The organism is sulfur-oxidizing endosymbiont of Gigantopelta aegis (genome assembly GCF_016097415.1).
Lineage (GTDB): Bacteria > Pseudomonadota > Gammaproteobacteria > GRL18 > GRL18 > GRL18.
In genome coordinates this window covers 2,245,735-2,267,115 of the sequence record NZ_JAEHGE010000001.1, presented here as the reverse complement: position 1 = coordinate 2,267,115, position 21,381 = coordinate 2,245,735, and the positions used below count along the sequence as shown (strand labels likewise).

Below are 21,381 nucleotides of genomic sequence, written 5' to 3'. Positions count from 1 at the left end.
CTTAACCGGACACACAACTTAAAACAACTAAAAGATAAAAAGTGTGACCTAAAATGAATGATCAAACAAAAAAACCGAATAAAAGCTATACATCAGAATTTAAAGAATCAGCTGTCAAATTAGCTAATGAGACGGATCAACCCGTTTCTCAGACTGCCAGGGAGCTAGGTGTTAATGTAAATACTCTACATACCTGGATCAGTAAATATTCCAAACCGGTGAAGACGGTAGCCAATAGAAGTGATGAACACATTTATGATGAAGTAAAACGTCTGAAAAAAGAATTGGCAAAAGTGATTCAGGAGCGTGATTTATTAAAAAGGCCACAGCGTACTTTGCAAGGGAAACTTTGTGAAGTACGCATGGATAACTGATCAGGCTAAAGATTACCCGGTAACGATTCTGTGCCGTTTTATGGATGTTTCCCGTAGTTGCTATTATGATTGGGTTAGCTCTCCTAAAACGGATAGAGAGAAAGAAAATGAAGCGCTTACTGAGCAGCTAAAAAACTGTTTGAAGACAGTCGCAAGACTTATGGAACCCGTCGTCTTAAAAAGAAAACTGGCTGAAAAAGGCGTTCATATAAGCCGCCGGAGAATTGGTCGATTAATGAAAAAGCCGGTTTGTTTTGTAAAACGAAGAGACGCTTTAAAGCGACGACTAATTCCAAGCATAATAAGCGTATATCTCCAAATTTACTGGAAAGAGAGTTTACTGTCTCTCAACCTGATCGCTACTATGTGGGTGATATTACCTATATTGCCACCAAGGAAGGCTGGTTATATTTAGCGGTTGTCATTGACTTATTCTCTAGGCAAATTGTTGGCTGGTCGATGGATGAGCGAATGAAAGCCAAGCTAGTCAATGATGCTTTACTGATGGCCATATGGAAGCGTAAACCAATGGATGGATTGCTTTGGCATACTGACCGAGGTAGCCAATATGCCTCTGATAGTCATAGAAAAATATTGTCGGATCATAACATAATTCAGTCTATGAGCCGCAAAGGAAATTGCTGGGACAATGCTGTATCAGAGAGCTTCTTTCATAGTTTGAAAACTGAATTGACGCACCATTGTCGATTCAAAACCAGAGTAGAAGCAAAGCAGGCAATATTTGAATATATTGAGGTATTTTATAATCGGGAGCGACTTCATTCGGCTAATGATTATTTGTCACCAGTCGATTATGAAATACAGCAGGAAATAGCTTAAATCGATTGATTGAAGAGGGGTAAAAGGCGACATAAATGCCGCCCATTACCGTTGACGGCCATCGGCTCCTCAGCCTGTGCCGTGAAGATATTGTAACAGGATCATTACCGTTGTGAAAATACCTTGGGTGAATGGAACGGCTCTATCGTTCCAGAGGGCAAAGCCCTTTCTCTTCATCTGTTTAAAGTTAACATGAGAAACTAAAATGATAGGAAATACAAAATGACAAAAATCACTTGAAACAGCCAAAAAAATATTTAGAAAACTGTCCGGAAAAGTGTTGACACATCACACTTTATTCAGGGTACCTTCTTACATGAAGCCAGCGAATCGCTAGAATTTGATTTCTCAAGATTTTTTTAAATAAGCCAATTATTCATAGGTTAGATTATTCATTCAAGTACTTTGCTATTCCTTTTTAGCCACTATTCCTTTTCACCTGCATAGATAGCATCCACTTTTTGCAAGCCTCTGGGTAATTTATTCCCTCGACGTCCGCGCTCATGAATATAATGTTCCAGATCAGCCATTTTTAAGGTCAGATGACGTTTGCCAGAAATAATTGTCAGCTTCTCACCCTCAGGTAAAATAATAATCGCTTCAACAAATTCTTCACGTTCTGCGACACGGGATGAAGGAATTGAAATGATCTTCACCCCCTTGCCCTTAGCCAAAACAGGCAGCTCTGACAATGAATGAATAATTAAACGCCCTTCATTGCTGACTGCGACAACTCTGTCTGTATCAAAATTATTCACCGGAATAGGTGCCATGACTCGCGCACCATTAGACACTTTGATCAATGCCTTACCTTTTTTATTTTTACTGAACATATCTTTGAGCTTGGCAACAAAGCCATAGCCCGCATCGGTACAAAACAAATACATTTGTTCTTCATTGCTATTCATTAACACCGAAACAAAGTTCACATTATTGGCTGGTGCTAAACGTCCCGTCAACGGCTCCCCCTGCCCTCTTGCTGATGGCAGGGTATGCCCCGGCAAAGAATAACTGCGTCCATCACTACTTAAAATAGCCACTTGCTGATTACTTTTACCCAAGGCACTGGACTTATATTCATCCCCGGCCTTATAGTTCAATGCAACGACATCGGTGTCATGACCTTTGGCAGCACGTATCCAACCTTTCTCAGACAATATCACCGTGATCGGATCAGCACCGACCAAATCAGTTTCTTCCATCGCTTTGGCTGCATCACGAGACACTAAGGGCGAACGTCGTTTGTCACCATGTTTTTTTACAGCGGCTAGTAGTTCTTTTTTGATCACTGTTTTCATCCGCTGACGAGAACCCAGGGTTTTGGTCAGCCAATCTTTTTCAACACGTAATTCATCCTGCTCTTCACGAATACGCATCTCTTCTAACTTAGCAAGATGACGTAACTTCAGGTTGAGTACTGCTTCAGCCTGAATATCACTCAAAGAAAAACGTGCCATTAAGACCGCTTTGGGTTTTTCTTCCGTACGAATAATATGAATCACTTCATCAATATTCAAAAACGCAATCATGAAGCCATCAAGCAAGTGCAATCTTTCATTCACTTTATCAAGACGGTATTGCAAACGTCTGCGCACGGTCTCAAAGCGGTACATCAACCATTCTTCAAGAATCATTTTCAGATTTTTGACTTGCGGACGACCATCCAGACCAATCATATTCATATTGACCCGATAGGTCTTTTCCAGATCGGTAGTGGCAAATAAGTGTTGCATCAAGGGTTCAATATCAACCCGATTAGAACGTGGCGTAATGACTAAACGAATGGGGTTTTCATGATCCGACTCATCTCTGAGATCCGATACCATGGGTAATTTTTTTGCCTGCATTTGCGCGGCAATTTGCTCTAAGACCTTGCTGCCTGAGGTCTGGTGTGGCAGCGCTGTAACAATGATATCACTGCCTTCTTTTTCATAGCAGCCACGCATGCGAATTGAACCATTGCCGGTACGATACATTTTTAAAATATCTTCGCGGGCGGTGATAATTTCTGCATCGCTAGGATAGTCAGGGCCTTTAACCTCTTCACAAATTTGGTCTAAAGTGGCCGTAGGGGTCTCTAATAATAAAATACAGGCATTGACTATTTCATTGAGATTATGTGCAGGAATATCCGTTGCCATGCCCACGGCAATACCCGTCGTACCATTAAGCAGAATATGGGGCACTTGTGCGGGTAATAATCGTGGCTCATCTAGCGTACCATCAAAGTTGGGTTCCCAATCAACGGTGCCCTGTCCCAGTTCATCCAATAAGACTTCGGAAAAAACGGATAGTTTTGATTCGGTATAACGCATCGCGGCAAATGATTTCGGATCATCCAATGACCCCCAATTGCCCTGTCCATCCACCAGAGGATAACGATAAGTGAAAGGCTGTGCCATCAGCACCATTGCTTCATAACAAGCAGTATCACCATGAGGGTGATATTTACCGAGCACATCACCGACTGTTCTAGCCGATTTTTTATGTTTCGCACCAGCCTTAAGGCCCAGTTCAGACATCGCATAGATAATGCGCCTTTGAACGGGTTTTAAGCCATCGGCAATATGCGGTAAGGCACGATCCAAAATGACATACATGGAATAATCCAAGTAAGCCTGCTCGGAAAAATTTTTAATGGGCTGTGACTCAGCCCCATCGTTCTGGAAGATTGTTTCAGACATAAATTATTATTTTTTTCATTGAAATTATTGAGTTATATAGCAGTGATACTAATGAATAAATCCGACAAATACAAGCAGGAATAGGGTACTAAGCAGAGACAATAATTTGATTACGACCTCCTTCTTTAGCTTTATAGAGATTTTTATCAGCTAAATGAATAAAAGTGCTGGAAGTTTTTTCATTTTCTTCATCATTATGTGTCACAACACCGGCACTGATAGTGATGTGCTTGGCCACTTCGGATGAACTATGTGGAATATCCAAAGCATTAATATTTTTCAACATATTTTCCACCAATGGCCGAGCTTCATCTGAGTTAGTGCCGGGTAATAAGACGGCAAACTCCTCACCGCCGTAGCGTGCCACCATATCCGTCTCACGCCGAAACGAACGCTCAATGGTTTTGGCCACCTTCTTTAAGCAATTATCACCGGCTAGGTGTCCATAAGTATCATTATATAATTTGAAATAATCAATATCACAGAGCACTAAGCTAAAGGGAATTTTGTTACGATGACTTTGTTTTAGCTCATAATTAATACGTTCATTAAAAGCACGACGATTTGCGATCTTAGTCAAACCATCCTGATTAGCCAGATCATGCAATTGAACATTTACTTCATCCAACTTGTTCTTCATTTCAGCAATACGACCCATGGCCTTAATTTGTGCCGCCAATTCAACTTTATTGATGGGTTTTCGCAAATAAACATCAGCACCCGAATCCAGCGCTTTTTGTAGATAGCTATCTTCTGAGTGAGCACTGAGAAAAATAATGGGTAGCCAATCATCACCGGCAAGAGTGCGGATTTGTGATGTTGAAGTCATACCATCCATGATAGGCATTTCTGCATCCATGACAATGAGATCGATTTTTTCGGCATTTTGATCTTTAAATAATTCGACTGCTTCAAGCCCATTTTCTGCCGCACAAACTGTATGACCCAGTTCCGATATAATTTGCATAATAATTGCGCGGATCACATCACTGTCTTCCGCCACCAAAACATTCATAGAGTCCCCAAATCGATAAAAAACAGACGAAATAGCATCGTCTATTAAATATCGGCTAGATCGCCATTTTTTTCAAGCCAAGATCGACGATCAGCGGCTCTTTTTTTACCTAAGAGCATATCCATCATCAAATGTGTCTCATCACCTTCCTCAACGGTAAGTCTCACCAATCGTCGGGTGTCGGGGGCGATGGTGGTTTCTCTTAACTGCAAAGGGTTCATTTCACCCAGTCCTTTGAAGCGTTGCACACTGACTTTACCACGAATTTTTTCCGCTTCAATGCGATCTAATATGCCTTTCTTTTCTGATTCATCCAGGGCATAGAAAACCTGCTTGCCTATATCAATACGAAATAAGGGCGGCATAGCCACATAAATGTGACCCGCACTCACTAGGGGCATAAAGTGACGAATAAATAATGCACACAATAGCGTAGCAATATGTAAACCATCGGAATCAGCATCCGCTAAAATACAGATTTTGCCATAACGCAAACCTTTTATGTCACTTGAGCCCGGCTCGACACCGACCGCCACAGAAATATCATGTACTTCATTAGAAGCGAGCACCTGAGATGAGTCCACCTCCCAAGTGTTGAGGATTTTACCCCGTAAGGGCATAATTGCCTGAAAATAGCGATCCCGTGCTTGTTTGGCCGAACCGCCGGCTGAATCGCCTTCCACCAAAAACAACTCAGTTTCATTAAAATCAGAAGAGGTACAATCTGCCAGCTTACCCGGCAGTGCCGGGCCTTGAGTGACTTTTTTGCGGATGACTTTTTTGCCCGCACGAATACGCTGATTCGCGCGGTTGATTACTTGCTCAGCAAGACGCTCTCCATCTTCCGTGTTTTCATTCAACCATAAGCTAAATGCATCTTTGACTACTCCGGAAACAAAGGAAGCACATTCACGAGAGGATAAGCGCTCTTTCGTCTGTCCAGAGAATAAGGGATCTTGTAGTTTTACCGATAAAATATAACAACAACTATCCCAAACATCGTCTGGTGTTAGCTTAACTCCCCGTGGGAGTAAATTACGAAATTCACAAAATTCTCGAATGGCTTCTGTTAAGCCTGTGCGAAAACCATTCACATGCGTACCACCCTGCGGTGTTGGGATCAGGTTGGCATAGCTTTCCATAATCGGTGTGCCATCCCAGTTTTCAGTCTCCCTGTCTAACCAAAGTACCGCCCACTCTGCTTGTTCATTGTTGCCTTCAAGATGGCCGGTAAAGGGAATAGCGGGCAAACAGTCGCGGCCATCTATTTCATCAATGAGATAATCTGACAGACCCTTTTCATAATACCAGCGTTCAGTTTCGCCAGTATTTTCATCTTTAAAATTAATCTCCAGCCCTGGGCATAAAACGGCTTTAGCTTTCAAACCATGTTTTAGACGGCGTACAGAAAATTTAATGGTATCAAAGTATTGCTTGTCCGGCCAAAAACGCACTGTCGTACCGGTATTGCGTTTACCCACTTCACCAACAACTTCCAAATCCTGAGTTTTATCACCACTGGCAAAAGCCATGTGATACTCTTCACCCTTACGGCGTACCCATATTTCTAACTTCACCGATAGGGCGTTAACCACTGAGACTCCAACCCCATGTAAACCACCGGAAAATTGATAATTGTCATTGGAGAATTTACCCCCCGCATGCAAGCGGGTCAGTACAAGTTCAATACCGGGAATTTTTTCTTCCGGATGCAGGTCAACTGGCATACCACGGCCATCATCTTTAACCGACAAGGAGCCATCTTTATATAAGACCACATCAATGCGATGCGCAAATCCAGCCATAGCCTCATCAACACTATTATCAATGACTTCCTGTGCCAAGTGGTTAGGACGTTCAATTTGGGTATACATACCCGGACGGCGTTTTACGGGGTCAAGGCCATTTAAAACCTCGATATCCTGAGCATCATAGGAACTTGCTACCATGTATTATTTAACCTTATTCTTATATTTGGTCTTGAGTAAATTAAACGCATTTTAGCCCAATGCATTAATGGATGTTATTTCACCACAATTCAGATGTAATATGTCTACGCTTTGAAATATCTGCAGAAATTCTATGTCATACGCCTCTGATTGGCAAACTCTCACCTTTAACCTAAAAAAATCAGCTCGGTATAAACTTTGAATAGTATGGAATACAATTGTACAAGAATCAATAAATATTAAGCGCTGTGTTAAAGTAGTTGTTCACTTCACTTCACTTCAATTCTTCAACTAAACGAAAACCTAAGTCATGGCTTGAGTAATTCGGGAAGTTATTATAACGAACATAGGATTTCAAAGTGGCGCTGAACGAGTCCCAACCACCGCCTCGTACTGCTATAGTTTTTCCCAACAAACGACGATTGTCAGCACACACTTTTTCCTGACCATAATATTTTTTGGTGTAAATAGAACAGGTCCACTCCCAAACATTACCGAATAAATCATAAACACCGTATTTATTCGCCTCATATTCACCCACTTCTACCGTGCTATCACTCTGCCAAAAATATCGGCAATCATCACAATTTGCATCCCCCAAGCCAAGTAAGTCCTTAAAACCGAGTTGGGCTTTAACGCCGGTACGTGCCACATATTCCCACTCTGCTTCTGTCGGTAAACGAAAAGTGCGCCCGGTTTTTTTGCTTAACCATCGGGCATAATCCTGAGCGTTCTTCAGGGTGACATTGATTACCGGACGATTACCTCTCCCCCAGCCCAGATCATCGGCCTGCTTTTTTCCTGTGGCATTGGTATAGGCATCATATTGTGCAAAAGTGACTTCATACTGGCCAATGGCAAAGGCTTTTTTGAGTGACACTTTATGAGGGGGACGCTGATCATCTGCACCATGATTTGTCCCCATGGTGAACCGACCAGAGGGGAGTTTTTTCATTTTTGGAATGGGTGGCTTAGAAGCAGTTGATTTTTTAACGGTTGAGGGCTTTTTCTTAGTTGAGGATTTTCTATCCGTTAAGGGCTCTTTCTTAGTTGAGGACTCATTCTTAGTTAAGGACTCATTCTTAGTTAAGGACTCTTTATTTTTTACAGACCGAGACTCTTTGGTAGAAGTACGCTGCTGTGACGCAGATGATTTTTGGGATTCTGGGTGATTTTTTTTCGCCAGTTTTTTTTCTGAGCGCAAGAGTAAACGCTTTGCATCGCGATAGTATTTATTTTTACTGCCTACTGTTTCAGTATAGGTGTTTAAGTTATCAGCGGCCTTTTGGTATTGTCCATTATGATAAAGTGTCTTGCCATAAAAATAATAAAAATCTTCATGTAAATTCACTTTCATTTTCACTAAGTGACGAAACGCTTCCTCAGCCTTGCGGTAGTTTCCTTGGTTATAGGCCTGAGAAGCTTGCTTTAGATAGAAGCTAGCATCTTCTTTGGCCAGAGAGGGTAATGAGAATAACAGCAAAAAACACAGCCCAGATAAAATCAAGCTTTTGCTAATGATACGCAGGCGTATTTTAGCCTCAGGATTCTTCATCAGTGTGAGTTAAAAACCTTCTCAATTGAATTTTTTCTAGCATTATTTGAACTAGAAACCAAATCCATTGACTTGGAAAAAGAGTGATATGATTTAATGGATTTAACTAAATAAGCCTTCATAGGCTCTTTAATGCCTTTTAATTTTAAAGCCGGAATGGGGATGACTGTAATGCGATTTTTGATCATTTTATAGGTTGCATGTGAAATCAAAATGCCATCATGCTTGGCCAAATGTTCCAAACGTGCCGCGATATTAACGTTTTCACCAATCAGGGTGAAATCCCGTCTGGATAAACGACTACCGATATCCCCCATAATCACGTGACCAGAATGGATACCAATGCGCATATGCACATCTAAGCCCGTGGATTTTCTTAATTCCGGCAAGGCTTTGAGCATAGCGGCGGCGGCGCAAACAGCACGAAAAGCCCCCTCTTCCTGTAAGCCAAATGAGGCAAAAATACCGTCGCCAATGAATTTATCAATCGTGGCATCAAAATGCATCAGTTCTGCCACCATGCGATCAAAGTAGGTATTAAGAAAATCAACCACCTTCATAGAAGTCAGCTGACCCGTAATATGAGTAAACTGCACAATATCAGAAAATAATAAGGTACGAAATTTATCTTCTGCGATAGTGCCATGTTGGCTGTTTTCAGTGGCAGAAATGCGTGTTATCGTTGAATCAGGCAAGTAGCGACTCATGGCATTTTGATTATGCTTTAAGCGGGTTTCAGCTAAAACTCGTTCCACCTCGGCGATTAATCTATCCGGTGAAAAGGGTTTAGTAATGAATGCCTGAATACCAATAGAGCGAATTTTTACTTGATCGGCTTTGGAGTCCTTGCTGGTTTCAATAATAATGGGTAGATTATTAAATTTGTTTGATTGACGAATACGCGTACATAGCTCTAAGCCATCCACATAAGGCATATCATAGTCGGTGACACCATATCATATTGATTGGCATTCAGCTTTTCCCATGCCGATAAGCCATCTCTAGCTACATCAATTTGAAAACCCTGAATTTTCAAAGAATTCTTTAATTGGTGTAACATGGTGGCAGAATCTTCCACCACTAAAATTCGTTCTGGGCGCCCCTGTGACTTTTGCGCATTCAATAAGCGTTCAATACGAGACAACAATTCGGGCACGACTATTTTGCGGGTTGCAGAATGATCAGACTTGATAATGTAATCATCCGCACCGGCATTAAAACCACTGATAATTGCCTTATCGGTTTGCTGAGAGGACAATAATAAAACCGGTGTCGAGAGTTTTTCTTGTTGGCGGATAATACGACATAAGGTAATACCATCTAGCACAGGCATTTCAACATCACTGACAATAATATCAATATTCGTTGAACGGATAATTTTTAAAGCCTGTTCACCATTACCGGCTTCGATGACTTCATAGCCTTCCTGCTCTAAAGAGGGCTTAATCAGGCGACGACAGGTTTTACTGTCATCGACCAATAATAATTTGGTTTTTTGCTCAAATAAGGGCGTTATCGCCTGACTTAAATCCTGACGAGAAAAGGGTAATTGGAGAAATTTATTGGCACGATGATCAATTGCGTGTTCACGATTCAAGGTGTCAGAGGAAATAAAAATCAGTCGAGCCTGACATAATTTTGGGTGAGAACGAATGCGATCGCAAACAGAAAGCCCATCTAAATTAGCCAGCATGGCGCGAATAAAGATCAATTCAGGCTTAGCATCCACGATCTGTTGAAAATAGTCTGCTTCGACAGAATTAATGGCTTTAATTTTAAATCGATGACCATCTAGCAAGGAGGTAATTAAACCATCAATGGTTGATGAATCGGTTAATAATACAGCGTTTATGGTGTGATTATCCATGAAAAATTCATGTACCCTCAATTTCGACACAGCAATAGCTAAATAAGCTCAAATGCTAGCAGAATTTCTCCGCAAAAAGTGCGGTACAACGAATTCTATTTAGGTCACCTTGCTTACACTATTATAAAAAAGTTATCGATAAAAAGCTTAAAAATAGGCTTCTTACTCAGTATAAACGAACCTCACATTGCTCAAAATTACTCAAAAGTGCTCAAAAGTGCTCAAAAAATTTAAAATATCCTTTTACTTTACTGCGTATTCCATCACAAGCAGTTATACCGTTAAACGGTTTATTGTTCTATTTATTATCCATTATTGTAACTTCTTTACAAAAAACCTATTTAAAGTCACTTTTAAATAGATATTCATTGATCAATATAGACAATTTCCCTAAGAAATTCAATTGCTTTATCAAAATGTGAGCTAATTTTAAGATTTTTATCGTATTTGTGATTGACTCAACTTCTTTTAAATCATTTTCTTACTATAATTTACCCTAATACTATTGGGAGTAACCATATTCCCAAATAAAATAATAATCCAAGTGCGTATAGCTAGAGAATTCAATCATGGCGGTAAATAGTAAAAAAATTGATATCAAATCTCTGACTCAGGGTATGTATATCTCAAAACTGGATCGTCCATGGATTTACACATCCTATCCTATCGAAGGCTTTTATGTTCGTGATAACAACGACATTCAACAACTTTCTGCACTTTGTCAGCATGTTTACATTGATGTAGACCTCACTAAATTACGTGTTGATATTAGCCAATTAGAACAAATAGGCGCTAACACGAGTAAATTAACAGCACGGACAGTCTTTGCTAAGCAGGATAGTTACTTTAATAACGCCCCTTCAATTGAAGCACAAGCACTACAACCAAAAAAACAGCAGCTTAAACGTAACAATAGTCTTTATATCGAAAAAGTAGCCTTCGAAAAAGAATTTAAAACCGTTCACAAGCTCTATGAAAATATTACTCTCACTGCAACCGAAATCATGAATCAGGCTTCTAGGGGCAAGTTTTTTGATATCGAGCAAATAAAGCAAACAGCGGGCAATATGGTTGACAGCATCATTCGCAATCCTGATGCTTTTTTATGGTTGTCTCGCCTTAAAGCCAAAGACACCCATACTCATAACCGCTCTATCCGAGCCACTATTTGGGCTATCGCCTTTGGCAGACACTTATCCTTACCGAAAAAAGAACTCACTGAATTGTCCATCGCGGTACTACTTGCCAATATTGGTAAGGCACGTCTGCCTAGGCAACTTTTAGAAGAATCTGACGAAATAGAAGGCGCTAAACTATCTGTCTATCGCAAGCATATCAATTTATCCGTAAACCTATTAAAAAGAATGGGCGGATTCTCAGAAAAAATTCTTGAAACCATTGCTGCCCATTGTGAACGCTATGATGGCACGGGCTACCCGAGAAAATTATCTCAGGATCAAATTATCTTTCCGGCACAGATTGCAGGACTCGTTTGTTATTATGAAAAAATAACCAATCAGCGCGATAGCTACAAATCATTGGACGCAACAAGGGCAATGGAACACTTGTATGCGCTTCGCAACAGCAAGTTCCAGTCCGATCTGGTTGAAGAATTCATTCAATCCATTGGAATTTATCCTGCTGGCTCATTAATCGAGTTAAACTCCAGAGAGATTGCCGTTATTATCGAACAAAACACCCACTATAAATTGCTTCCTAAGGTCATGATCCTTCGTGACAAAGAAAAAAATCCTGTTAGCACATTAAAAATCCTCGATCTTGCAAGCATTCACGCAACCCATGATGCCAAGCCCAAAATTATTAATAGCATCCCACTGGGTTCTTTTGGCATTGACTCTGATGAAATTATCAATAGTTTACAAAAAGCAGATAAAAGCTGGCTGATGAAAAAGTTATTTACATAATCTTGCCCATCATCTAATATTTCAAAAAAAAGCCCGTAATAGCAGACGCTATTGCGGGCTTTTTATATTGTTTGAAACTTAAACCGCTTAAAGCAAGCAGTCTAAGTTAATTCACTCAATATTATTTAGCAGCTGGAGCAGCTGGTGCTTGAGCAGCCCATTGCTTCATTCTTTCTTCATAAGCTTTACGAGCAGCTTGCATTTGAGCTTGTTGCTGCTGTTGCATTGCCTGCATACGCTTCTGTTGTGCTTCATATTGCGCTTTAGCTTGTGGGTTTGGCGCTGCCATTTGTGGAGCCATTTGAGGCGCTCTCATCATAGGCTGAGGTGCATAACCATAACCATAAGGTGTGTTAGCATAGTTGTTACGACCATCAAAGCGACTGTTCATGTTGTTGTTGCCATTGTAGTTGCTATTGCCACTTCCATAAGCAGAACCACGAGAATTACCCTTACCACGGCCACGACCACGTGCTTTGATAGTGATTTCAACATCACCGTCCATATCTGCATCACCAGAACCGTCGCCCCAACCATTACCATAACCATTGCCATAAGCATTGTTATTCATGTTGTTATAGCCATTGCCATTGAAGTTAGAATTGCTGTTTCCGTCACCCATAGGGCTCCAAGAAGAAGCAGAAACTGTCATAGACGCAGTAGCAGCGATTGTAGTAATTACTGCAGCAATTAATAATGTTTTCATTTTGACTCTCCAAAATTTATAGATAAATATGTGTTTATAATGTGTGCTATAAAATAATAGCTAAAAATAAATAAAATGATATCGGTATTGATTATAATACAAATCCCGATATTGTTGAATTGATAAAGCCAGCCGGAGGATAAAATAAAAAATCTTCCCTAAGCCTGATTGCTCTTCAATTTTCTATGTATGACTTTAATTATATCGAATAAAAAAATATTAGCAAGCATTTATATAAGTTTTTGCTAATATAAAGACGACCATTTTAATAATTTTTTATCAGCGCTTTTTTTGTACTACTTCTTAGTAAAGAGTAGATCGTAGTCAACACCAATAGTGTTTAAATCCTGTAAACTAATATCCTCGACTTCAATTGTTTCACTGGTGTCGGGCAAGGTGAGATCACTACAGGTTTCATAGTTCAAAATATAGCAATCCATAATATAGCTGTAAAAATCAGCCTGCACTAATTGTATCTCATCAAATAGGTGTCTGATATCCTGAGAAATATCATCACGACTTTTATCTGTATCAATAAAAAAAGCCCGCTTATTAAAGTCAAAACCATATCCCTGCATGGTATCCATGATATTTTGCCATACCATCGCGCAGTCATCCTGAGGTTTATGAGCATAATCCAGATGGATAAATAAGCCAAATTGATTAGACATGTTTTTTCCTTAAATGTTGTATGTCACAGCCTTAAACGACAAAAATAATAAACAATTAATATGGGAAACTCCCAAGCTTGCAAATAGCCTATCACAAGATATAAGTAATAAGTGTAGTCTATTTCATACAAATGTCAGCTAAGTAATTATATTTACGAACTATTTCTCGATATTTTTAAACAATTCGGACAAAAATCAATCAACCATCATAAAACAGGCATAAAAAAAGCCCCATAATAATTAAATTACAGGGCTTTCTTAATAATAATGGTGGGCCGTGTGAGACTCGAACTCACGACCAATGGATTAAAAGTCCACTGCTCTACCAACTGAGCTAACGGCCCCCTGAAGAACGATTAATGAATTATCGCCGTCTCTTCAAGTTGCGCATATTCTACCGTTTTTATTATTTATGGCAAGCTTTTTTACAATTTATTTCCAACTTTTTACAATTGCTTTAATAGTCGCTTCGCTTGTCCTGCTTCCGTGGTATCCGGATAGTTTGCCAGGAGGTGATTCAGAGTCTTACGAGCCAGATCTTTCTTGCCCGACTCATATAAACTATAGGCCTTTTTCAGTTCTGCTTCGGCTTTTTTGGGGCTATTGGGATAATAGTCGAGCAATAATTGATAATCTTGAATGGCCTGTTCGTAATTACGTTGCGCATAGCTGGATTCTGCTACCCAATATTGGGCAATGTGTGCATAGCGACCACCGGGATACTTCTTGATCACCCCCATAAATGACTCTCTGGCGGTATTATATCGACGCGCTCGCAATTCATCATACGCCGCCTGATACATTTTTTGCTCATCCATGCGCTGTTTTTTGCTCATAGATTGTTTTTTGTAGGTTTCTTTCACTATAGGAGGGCGTTTTGCCATCGCGGGGGCTTGTTCTGCACCCGAGACAATAATTTCTTCTCTTTCCGTCACACCGTATTGCGCTTGAGCAGTGCTCGATTTATCCACCTCCATAACCACTTCGTTCTTTGTTGATAGTGAGGGTGATGCTGGGGGCAATGCTTTAGGAATGGATGCTTTAGCAGCAGATGTCTGACTCACGGGCATAGATAGCTCGGAACGCCCCCCCCCTTCCATACGACTTAAACGATGTTCCAGATCAGTGTATAACTGTCTTTGCTGCTGCTTCATCAACCGAAGTTCATTGGCCTGCTCTTCCAGCAAACTACGTAATTGCTGATTTTCCTCCTGCAATTGCTTCATACGATAAAGCAATTCCAACTGCTTCTGAGAACCCATTAAGCGTTCCAGACGATCGACACGGACATCCAAAGGACGTTTTTTATAGTATTGATCGGATTCAGCCCACACGGGCATCAGCACGGTGGATAAAATCAATAATACAGAAAGACTCAACAACAATTTCATAAACACCTCATAAACAAACCTTTACTTTATGCTTGATAAGCAATTAATAGAGTAATTCCACACGACGATTAAGCTGCCATGCGGATTCATTATGATCCAAGGCCACAGGATTTTCTTCACCATAGCTTCTCACATCAAGTTGACTCTCCTGAACACCTGATGCCGTTAGAAAATCAGCAATAGCCTGACTCCTGCGCTCACCTAATGACAGATTGTATTCACGCGTACCGCGTTCATCGGTATGACCTTCAACAATGATTGTTTTCGTTGGGTTCAGAGATAAGTATTCAGCATGGGCATTGAGCGCTGCCTGACCCTCTGAATTAATGGTGACACTATCATATTCAAAATAAATGGTACGAATGGATAAAGCGCTATTGGGATCAGACAACGGGTCGCCACTATAGGACTGACCATTCACAGCAGTGCCATCATTCATGCCCGAATCACTATAGCCTCCGGTTTGACCTTCATAGCCTTCACCACCTGCGCCATTCTCACCACCGGTTCTATCTTCAACTGTCGCATCCCCCTCACCATTTTCACTAATGGAGGTACAGGCTGTTAGTACTGTTAAGGGCACAATCATTAACAGGATGGATAATTTCTTTAACGCGATTTTTTTTAGACAAGCATTCATAATATGTAATTCCTATTCTTTGATTACGATTCTATTATTATCATTAATGACGATAAGGAGACCAGGCTGGCTCTCGAACATCACCACTTAAAACACGCAGACGCTGAGGAGAATTGCTACCGTCTACCGCTATAGCTTCAAGAATACCCTGGCCACGCAATTCAGTGGCATATAACACCATTTTTCCATTAGGAGAAAATGAGGGGGATTCATCAAGTCGAGAATGAGTCAAAACTTGTACATTTCGTGTTGCTAACGCCATAATTGCCACCCGAAACTTACCGCGATCACGACTAATAAAAACAATGGATTTACCATCGGGTGAAAAACTGGCGCCGGCATTATAATTGCCTTCATAGGTCAGACGTTTGGGGCTTCCTGAACGACCTTTTTGAGTGATATTCACCTGATAGATTTGTGGCTTTCCCGCACGATCGGAAGTAAAAATCAATGAACGCCCATCCGGCGACCATGAGGCTTCGGTATCAATACCATAGTGATTGGTGATCCGTTGCAACACACCACTCGCCGTATACATAACATAAATTTCAGAGTTACCATCTTTTGAGAGTGTCATCGCCAGCCGTTTGCCATCCGGTGACCAGACTGGCGCACTATTAATGCCTTTAAACTGAGCCATACTTTTACGTTGGCCCGATTGCAGTTCTTGCACATAAACCACCGAACGATTTTTTTCAAATGAGACATAGGCTAGGCGTTTACCATTAGGTGACCAAGCCGGTGACATGATGGGCTTTCTGGATTTTAAAATAATTTGTTCATTATAGCCGTCCGAATCGGCCACGGCTAAAGTAAAAACACGTTGCTTATTTTTTTTATCATTATTAACCACAACATAAGCAATTAGAGTATCAAAAGCGCCACGGGTATGAGTCAATTCCTGAAAAATTTTATCACTGATTTGATGGGCTAAACGACGTAAATTTTTGCCCTTTACATTATATTGATATTCAATGTTCTTACGTTCTGAATAAACATCCAGCATTTTAAAGCTGACATCATATCGCCCCTGTCCAACAGCAATAATTTGACCAACCACTAGATTTTCAGCATCGGTATTTTTCCAGCGGGGGAAATTAATCTTCCCCGTAAAGGCTGGACGTTCTGGCAATTGATTAAAACTCAGCGGTGAAAACACCCCACTACGACTCAGATCAGCACTGATTATTTGTGCAATATTGACTGGTGCTTGTCCTGATTGAGACCATGCAAATGGCACGATAGCAATGGGAGTGGCACTTTGAAAGCCACCTTTAATTTCCACTTCAAGCACAGCAAAAGCTTGCTGAGCGAATAAAAATAAAGCAAAAAAGGCTAACGTGATTACTCTCGATAAAGCACGTTGTTCAGGGTATTTATTTTCTGGCATTAATTATCTTCCCGGCTCAAATCTTAATCTCATCACTTCAAATTTTTTAAAAATAACACTATCAGTAGGCACTGGCAATGGTGAGGCTCGTCTCACGGCGGTTTCACAAGAGCTATCAAACTCCAGATTACCACTACTCTCAGCCATTTTAACAGAGTTCACATTACCACTGGGTAATAATACAATATCAACCCGACACTCCAGCCCGCCGGGTGCATTGAGAGGTTGCCGCCAATTACGTTCTATTTTTTGTGCAATCATAGACACATGGCGATTGATAATCCCCTTGCTACGACGTTCCCATTCTTCTCGTTCACGGGCTTCTTTATGTTTAAGCTCAGCTTGGCGCTTTTTATCTTGCTCGGCTTTGCGCTTACGCTCTGCCGCTTGTTGCTTCTTTTTTTCTGCTAAACGCTGTTTTTCCTGCTCTGCTTTTTTTAATTCTTCTTTGCGTTTAGCCGCCTCTTTTTTACGTTTTTCATCGGCCGCTTTTTTCTTGGCTGCCTTACGCTTTTTCTCTTGTTCAGTCTTTTTCTTAACGAGCGCTTTCTTTTCTCGTTCAGCTTTCTTTTTGGCTTCTTTTTTACGCCGAACTTTTTCTTGTTTTTTCTTTTTTTCTAATGCCTTGGCTTTTTTACGTTGCTCATCTAACTTACGTTTTTTTTCTATTTGCTGTTGTTTCTTACGGCGTTCTGCTTTTTTTGTGTCTGCTATTTTCTTGATTTCAGCATCATAGGAGTTGGCATCAACTGAGGTGACTTGAATAATATCACCCTGCTTAAGCACAATTGTTTCCGGCTGATCCATGTGCCAATTAAAAAATAATGCGCCAAGGAATACAATATGCAATACAACTGCCACAACAAATGCAATACTATTTTCTTTGATCCAATCAAACATAGAGGTTCATCATCACTGTGGCTGTTGCTCATCAATGGTTTTAGTCATCAGCCCCACATTGGGAATTCCCGCCCTTCCAAGCAAGGCCAATACATCCATAATATAGAGATACTGTACTTCCTTATCACCCGCAACCAAAACAGACAGGTGGGGCTTATCTAATAATTTATTTTTTATTTGATCGACCAAAGCATCACGCTGAATGGGTTTTTCTTTGCCCGTGCCAATGGTTAGATAATAGTTTCCTTCAATATCAACCTTAACGATCACCGTTTCCGTAGGCTTGGCTTTTAGCGCATCACTCTCCTCAGTCTGAGGCAATTCAACCTTCACCCCTTGTGTCAGCAAGGGCGTGGAAATCATAAAAATCACCAATAACACCATCATCACATCAATGTAAGGCACAACATTAATGTCAGCCATTGGCTTGCGGCGCTTTCTCGCCATTAGTGACGCACCTGACGGTTCAATAAATTAGAAAATTCCTCCATAAAACCATCATAACGCCCTTCCAGACGCTCCACGCTATAGGAAAAGCGGTTATAGGCTATAACCGCTGGAATGGCGGCAAATAAGCCCATCGCCGTAGCAATCAAAGCCTCCGCAATTCCCGGTGCAACCATCGCCATCGTCGCTTGCTCAACCTGACCCAAGGCACGAAATGAATTCATAATTCCCCAAACAGTACCAAACAAACCAACATAAGGACTGGTTGAACCCACCGTGGCTAAAAATGGTAGTCCAGACTCAACTCGATCAACCTCACGATACAAGGTCACGCGCATGGCACGTTGTGCGCCTTCTAAAACGGCCTCGGTTTCAATGCCGGGCTGTTTATGTAGCTTGGCATATTCTCGAAAACCCGCCTCAAAAATACTGGCCATGCCCTGTGCATCTTTACGGTGTGCTAAAGCTTTATAAAGATCCACCAGATCAGCACCCGACCAAAAACGTCGCTCAAATAAGTTAGCCTCATCCTTCGCTTTTTTTAGCACCCGCCATTTCTGAAAAATCATCGTCCAGGCAATGACTGACACTAATAGAAGACTCAGCATCACCATCTGAACCATAACGCTGGCTCCAGTGACGAGAGAAAGAATTGACATATCTGTATCCATTATTATTCCATTTGCTACAGTAATAGTTTATTTATTATTATTGTTTATTAATGTTGTATATTATTGTTATCGCTACTTTAAAAACTGTTCATAAATTGCTTCAGGCAATGGCACAGGACGCTTTTGTTCAACTCCCAAGCTGACAATCTTAATCGTGCCCTTAGTCAGTACTTGCTCATTATTTTCAGCATCCATGCGCACAATACTTTGTGCAAAGACGATGCTCGCCCGAGAAAGTCGTTCAATACTTGTTTTTACCAACAAAGCTTCATTAAAAAGTGCGGGTTTTAAATAATTTATCGACAAGGAATGTACCACAAACAGAATACCATAATTTTTGACAACATCATCCTGTTCCAAATGCATGGCACGCAACCATTCCGTCCTGGCACGTTCCATAAAATTCAGATAATTAGAATGATACACCACACCACCGCTATCGGTGTCTTCATAGTAGACCCTGATTGGCCAAATAAATTCACTCAACTTACTTTCCTATCTCAAAATTTGAATAGCTCAACCAGTTTTACACTTCAAATGTAGGATGTGGTGAGGCACGAACCGCATCAATGGCTTTAAACAAACAGATTTGATGCGGTTCGTGCCTCACCACATCCTACCAAAAGACTCTGAGACCTATTTTTCTAAACCCGTCTTTTCCAGACCATTCTTTTCTAAACCATTCTTTTCTAAACCATTCTTTTCTAAACCATTCTTTTCTAAACCATTCTTTTCTAAACCATTCTTTTCTAAACCAAAGTGCAAATAAGCCTTATCCGTTGCAACTCGTCCCCGGGGCGTACGCATAATATAGCCCTGCTGAATTAAGAACGGTTCCAAGACATCTTCAATCGTACCTTTTTCTTCACTGATAGCGGCGGCAAGATTCTCCACGCCAACTGGCCCCCCGTCAAATTTTTCAATGATACTCAGCATCAACTTGCGATCCATCATATCAAAGCCCATGGGATCAACTTCCAGCATATTCAAAGCCCGATCCGCCACCGAAACATCAACCCGACCGTCAGCTTTAACTTCCGCATAATCACGTACTCGTCTGAGCAAGCGATTAGCAATTCGCGGTGTCCCCCGTGAACGTTTAGCAATTTCACTCGCACCATGAGGCTCAACTTCAATACCCATGATACTCGCCGAACGACCAACAATATGAGTTAAATCAGCAATCGAATAAAATTCCAGACGTTGCACAATGCCGAATCGATCCCGCAAAGGCGAAGTCAATAAACCAGCTCGTGTGGTCGCACCAATCAAGGTAAAGGGTGGCAAATCCAACTTAATCGAACGTGCTGCAGGCCCTTCACCAATCATAATATCCAACTGATTATCTTCCATCGCCGGATACAGCACCTCTTCGACCACGGCACTCAAACGATGAATTTCATCAATAAATAACACATCGCCTTCTTCAAGATTGGTCAATAAGGCTGCCAAATCACCCGGACGCTCTAATACCGGCCCCGAAGTTTGACGTAAATTAACCCCCATCTCGTTAGCAATAATATGCGATAAAGTTGTCTTGCCCAAGCCTGGGGGGCCAAAAATCAAAACATGATCCAAAGCCTCTTGACGATTTCTGGCTGCGGGAATAAAAATCTCCATCTGCTCACAAACCGAAGGCTGACCAACATAATCCTTGAGTGTTTTAGGACGAATAGCCCGATCCAGCACATCTTCGTTCTGTACCTCTCCCCCGGAAATAATGCGCTCATTTTCTATCATTATCGAACCGTATTTTGTAGTGCTTGTTTAATTAAAGATTCACTGCTCTGATCCTGCTTGTCCAATTTACTGATCATTTTACTGGCTTCTATCGGTTTATAGCCCAAAGCAATCAAGGCACTGGTGGCTTCTTTTATAATATCCTGTCCGCTCATTGAATTGTCTGAACTAGTCGAGGTTTCACCCAACTCTCCCTGAGATTCATCCTGCCAATCATCCAAACGATCACGCATCTCAATAATCAAGCGTTGCGCCGTTTTCTTGCCGATACCCGGCAAACGCACCAAACCACTTTCATCATTGTTCTTCACCACCTGCACAAATTCATTGGCACTGATACCCGATAAAATCGTCAGCCCCAGTTTCGGCCCGACACCATTGACCCGAATCAAACTTTTAAATAGGCGTCGCTCCGATTCACTATAAAAACCATAGAGTAATTGCGCATCCTCACGCACTACCATGTGGATCAATAAAACAACCGGTTTATCCAATTCAGGCAGGTTATAAAAGGTGCTCATCGGTGCCTGAACTTCATAGCCCACACCCTGCACATCGACCATTAAGAAGGGAGCTTGTTTTTGTATTAAAATACCTGATAATCGACCAATCATAA

The 21,381-nt window shown here is 41.1% G+C and carries 18 protein-coding genes, 1 tRNA gene and 1 pseudogene; 2 read left to right on the top strand and 18 right to left on the bottom strand.

The annotated features are described in order from the left end of the window. The first annotated feature begins 53 nt into the window (after positions 1 to 53). Positions 54 to 1,214 (top strand): annotated as a pseudogene (locus tag JEU79_RS11380) (IS3 family transposase). A gap of 425 nt (positions 1,215 to 1,639) precedes the next feature. Here JEU79_RS11380 and parC read toward each other — a convergent pair. The 6 genes from parC to JEU79_RS11350 form a co-directional block, all read right to left on the bottom strand. After that, positions 1,640 to 3,898, bottom strand: coding sequence for a DNA topoisomerase IV subunit A (parC, locus tag JEU79_RS11375; protein ID WP_198264227.1), 2,259 nt, complete (start codon positions 3,896 to 3,898; stop codon positions 1,640 to 1,642). A gap of 88 nt (positions 3,899 to 3,986) precedes the next feature. Then, positions 3,987 to 4,913 carry a GGDEF domain-containing response regulator gene (locus JEU79_RS11370; protein WP_198264226.1) on the bottom strand — a complete coding sequence of 309 codons (927 nt, stop codon included), beginning with the start codon at positions 4,911 to 4,913 and terminating at the stop codon, positions 3,987 to 3,989. Positions 4,914 to 4,957: 44 nt separating this feature from the next. After that, a complete protein-coding gene (gene parE, locus JEU79_RS11365; RefSeq protein ID WP_198264225.1) occupies positions 4,958 to 6,862 on the bottom strand; it encodes a DNA topoisomerase IV subunit B in 1,905 nt (634 codons plus the stop codon). Between the two features lie 274 nt (positions 6,863 to 7,136). Then, positions 7,137 to 8,345 (bottom strand): SUMF1/EgtB/PvdO family nonheme iron enzyme, encoded by a 1,209-nt coding sequence (locus JEU79_RS11360; RefSeq protein WP_198264224.1) that lies wholly within the window; start codon positions 8,343 to 8,345, stop codon positions 7,137 to 7,139. Positions 8,346 to 8,416: 71 nt separating this feature from the next. Continuing rightward, complete coding sequence (locus JEU79_RS11355) at positions 8,417 to 9,343, bottom strand: adenylate/guanylate cyclase domain-containing protein (protein WP_198264223.1); 927 nt, start codon at positions 9,341 to 9,343, stop codon at positions 8,417 to 8,419. Continuing rightward, positions 9,331 to 10,284 carry a response regulator gene (locus tag JEU79_RS11350; protein ID WP_198264222.1) on the bottom strand — a complete coding sequence of 318 codons (954 nt, stop codon included), beginning with the start codon at positions 10,282 to 10,284 and terminating at the stop codon, positions 9,331 to 9,333. The genes JEU79_RS11355 and JEU79_RS11350 overlap by 13 nt, the downstream gene beginning before the upstream one ends. A gap of 569 nt (positions 10,285 to 10,853) precedes the next feature. Here JEU79_RS11350 and JEU79_RS11345 point away from each other — a divergent pair. After that, positions 10,854 to 12,209 carry a cyclic di-GMP phosphodiesterase gene (locus JEU79_RS11345; protein WP_198264221.1) on the top strand — a complete coding sequence of 452 codons (1,356 nt, stop codon included), beginning with the start codon at positions 10,854 to 10,856 and terminating at the stop codon, positions 12,207 to 12,209. Between the two features lie 121 nt (positions 12,210 to 12,330). Here the strand turns inward: JEU79_RS11345 and JEU79_RS11340 are convergent, their stop codons facing one another. From JEU79_RS11340 to ruvA, 12 genes are all read right to left on the bottom strand, one after another. After that, the gene (locus tag JEU79_RS11340) at positions 12,331 to 12,831 is read right to left on the bottom strand and encodes a hypothetical protein (protein ID WP_198264220.1); all 501 of its coding nucleotides are present in this window, start codon (positions 12,829 to 12,831) and stop codon (positions 12,331 to 12,333) included. A gap of 380 nt (positions 12,832 to 13,211) precedes the next feature. Next, on the bottom strand, positions 13,212 to 13,586 hold the full coding sequence (locus tag JEU79_RS11335; protein ID WP_198264219.1) for a hypothetical protein: 375 nt from the start codon (positions 13,584 to 13,586) through the stop codon (positions 13,212 to 13,214). A gap of 268 nt (positions 13,587 to 13,854) precedes the next feature. Further along, a tRNA-Lys gene (locus JEU79_RS11330) sits at positions 13,855 to 13,930 on the bottom strand. A gap of 102 nt (positions 13,931 to 14,032) precedes the next feature. After that, complete coding sequence (gene ybgF, locus JEU79_RS11325; protein WP_198264218.1) at positions 14,033 to 14,977, bottom strand: tol-pal system protein YbgF; 945 nt, start codon at positions 14,975 to 14,977, stop codon at positions 14,033 to 14,035. A gap of 43 nt (positions 14,978 to 15,020) precedes the next feature. Beyond that, positions 15,021 to 15,617 (bottom strand): peptidoglycan-associated lipoprotein Pal, encoded by a 597-nt coding sequence (gene pal / locus JEU79_RS11320; RefSeq protein ID WP_198264217.1) that lies wholly within the window; start codon positions 15,615 to 15,617, stop codon positions 15,021 to 15,023. Positions 15,618 to 15,660: 43 nt separating this feature from the next. Next, positions 15,661 to 17,007 (bottom strand): Tol-Pal system beta propeller repeat protein TolB, encoded by a 1,347-nt coding sequence (gene tolB / locus JEU79_RS11315; protein ID WP_198264216.1) that lies wholly within the window; start codon positions 17,005 to 17,007, stop codon positions 15,661 to 15,663. A gap of 3 nt (positions 17,008 to 17,010) precedes the next feature. Continuing rightward, the gene (locus JEU79_RS11310; protein ID WP_198264215.1) at positions 17,011 to 17,907 is read right to left on the bottom strand and encodes a cell envelope integrity TolA family protein; all 897 of its coding nucleotides are present in this window, start codon (positions 17,905 to 17,907) and stop codon (positions 17,011 to 17,013) included. Between the two features lie 12 nt (positions 17,908 to 17,919). Beyond that, positions 17,920 to 18,354, bottom strand: coding sequence for a protein TolR (tolR, locus tag JEU79_RS11305; RefSeq protein ID WP_198264214.1), 435 nt, complete (start codon positions 18,352 to 18,354; stop codon positions 17,920 to 17,922). Further along, complete coding sequence (gene tolQ / locus JEU79_RS11300) at positions 18,354 to 19,025, bottom strand: protein TolQ (protein ID WP_198264213.1); 672 nt, start codon at positions 19,023 to 19,025, stop codon at positions 18,354 to 18,356. Before tolQ ends, tolR begins: the two co-directional genes overlap by 1 nt. 72 nt (positions 19,026 to 19,097) lie before the next feature. Then, entirely contained in the window at positions 19,098 to 19,511 is a 414-nt protein-coding gene (gene ybgC, locus JEU79_RS11295; protein ID WP_198264212.1) for a tol-pal system-associated acyl-CoA thioesterase, read from the bottom strand. Positions 19,512 to 19,661: 150 nt separating this feature from the next. Continuing rightward, positions 19,662 to 20,765: a Holliday junction branch migration DNA helicase RuvB gene (gene ruvB / locus JEU79_RS11290; protein WP_198264211.1), complete on the bottom strand. Its 1,104-nt coding sequence runs from the start codon at positions 20,763 to 20,765 to the stop codon at positions 19,662 to 19,664. Then, positions 20,765 to 21,379: a Holliday junction branch migration protein RuvA gene (gene ruvA, locus JEU79_RS11285; protein WP_198264210.1), complete on the bottom strand. Its 615-nt coding sequence runs from the start codon at positions 21,377 to 21,379 to the stop codon at positions 20,765 to 20,767. The genes ruvB and ruvA overlap by 1 nt, the downstream gene beginning before the upstream one ends. Between the last annotated feature and the right edge of the window lie 2 nt (positions 21,380 to 21,381).

Bases quoted from the DNA above. Each gene is read 5' to 3' on its own strand.
- parC (WP_198264227.1), bottom strand. From the start codon at position 3,898: ATGTCTGAAACAATCTTCCAGAACGATGGGGCTGAGTCACAGCCCATT.
- JEU79_RS11345 (WP_198264221.1), top strand. From the start codon at position 10,854: ATGGCGGTAAATAGTAAAAAAATTGATATCAAATCTCTGACTCAGGGT.
- pal (WP_198264217.1), bottom strand. From the start codon at position 15,617: ATGAATGCTTGTCTAAAAAAAATCGCGTTAAAGAAATTATCCATCCTG.
- tolR (WP_198264214.1), bottom strand. From the start codon at position 18,354: ATGGCGAGAAAGCGCCGCAAGCCAATGGCTGACATTAATGTTGTGCCT.
- ruvA (WP_198264210.1), bottom strand. From the start codon at position 21,379: ATGATTGGTCGATTATCAGGTATTTTAATACAAAAACAAGCTCCCTTC.
- ybgF (WP_198264218.1), bottom strand. From the start codon at position 14,977: ATGAAATTGTTGTTGAGTCTTTCTGTATTATTGATTTTATCCACCGTG.
- tolB (WP_198264216.1), bottom strand. From the start codon at position 17,007: ATGCCAGAAAATAAATACCCTGAACAACGTGCTTTATCGAGAGTAATC.
- parE (WP_198264225.1), bottom strand. From the start codon at position 6,862: ATGGTAGCAAGTTCCTATGATGCTCAGGATATCGAGGTTTTAAATGGC.
- tolQ (WP_198264213.1), bottom strand. From the start codon at position 19,025: ATGGATACAGATATGTCAATTCTTTCTCTCGTCACTGGAGCCAGCGTT.
- JEU79_RS11350 (WP_198264222.1), bottom strand. From the start codon at position 10,284: ATGGATAATCACACCATAAACGCTGTATTATTAACCGATTCATCAACC.
- JEU79_RS11335 (WP_198264219.1), bottom strand. From the start codon at position 13,586: ATGTCTAATCAATTTGGCTTATTTATCCATCTGGATTATGCTCATAAA.
- JEU79_RS11310 (WP_198264215.1), bottom strand. From the start codon at position 17,907: ATGTTTGATTGGATCAAAGAAAATAGTATTGCATTTGTTGTGGCAGTT.
- ruvB (WP_198264211.1), bottom strand. From the start codon at position 20,765: ATGATAGAAAATGAGCGCATTATTTCCGGGGGAGAGGTACAGAACGAA.
- JEU79_RS11340 (WP_198264220.1), bottom strand. From the start codon at position 12,831: ATGGGTGACGGAAACAGCAATTCTAACTTCAATGGCAATGGCTATAAC.
- JEU79_RS11370 (WP_198264226.1), bottom strand. From the start codon at position 4,913: ATGAATGTTTTGGTGGCGGAAGACAGTGATGTGATCCGCGCAATTATT.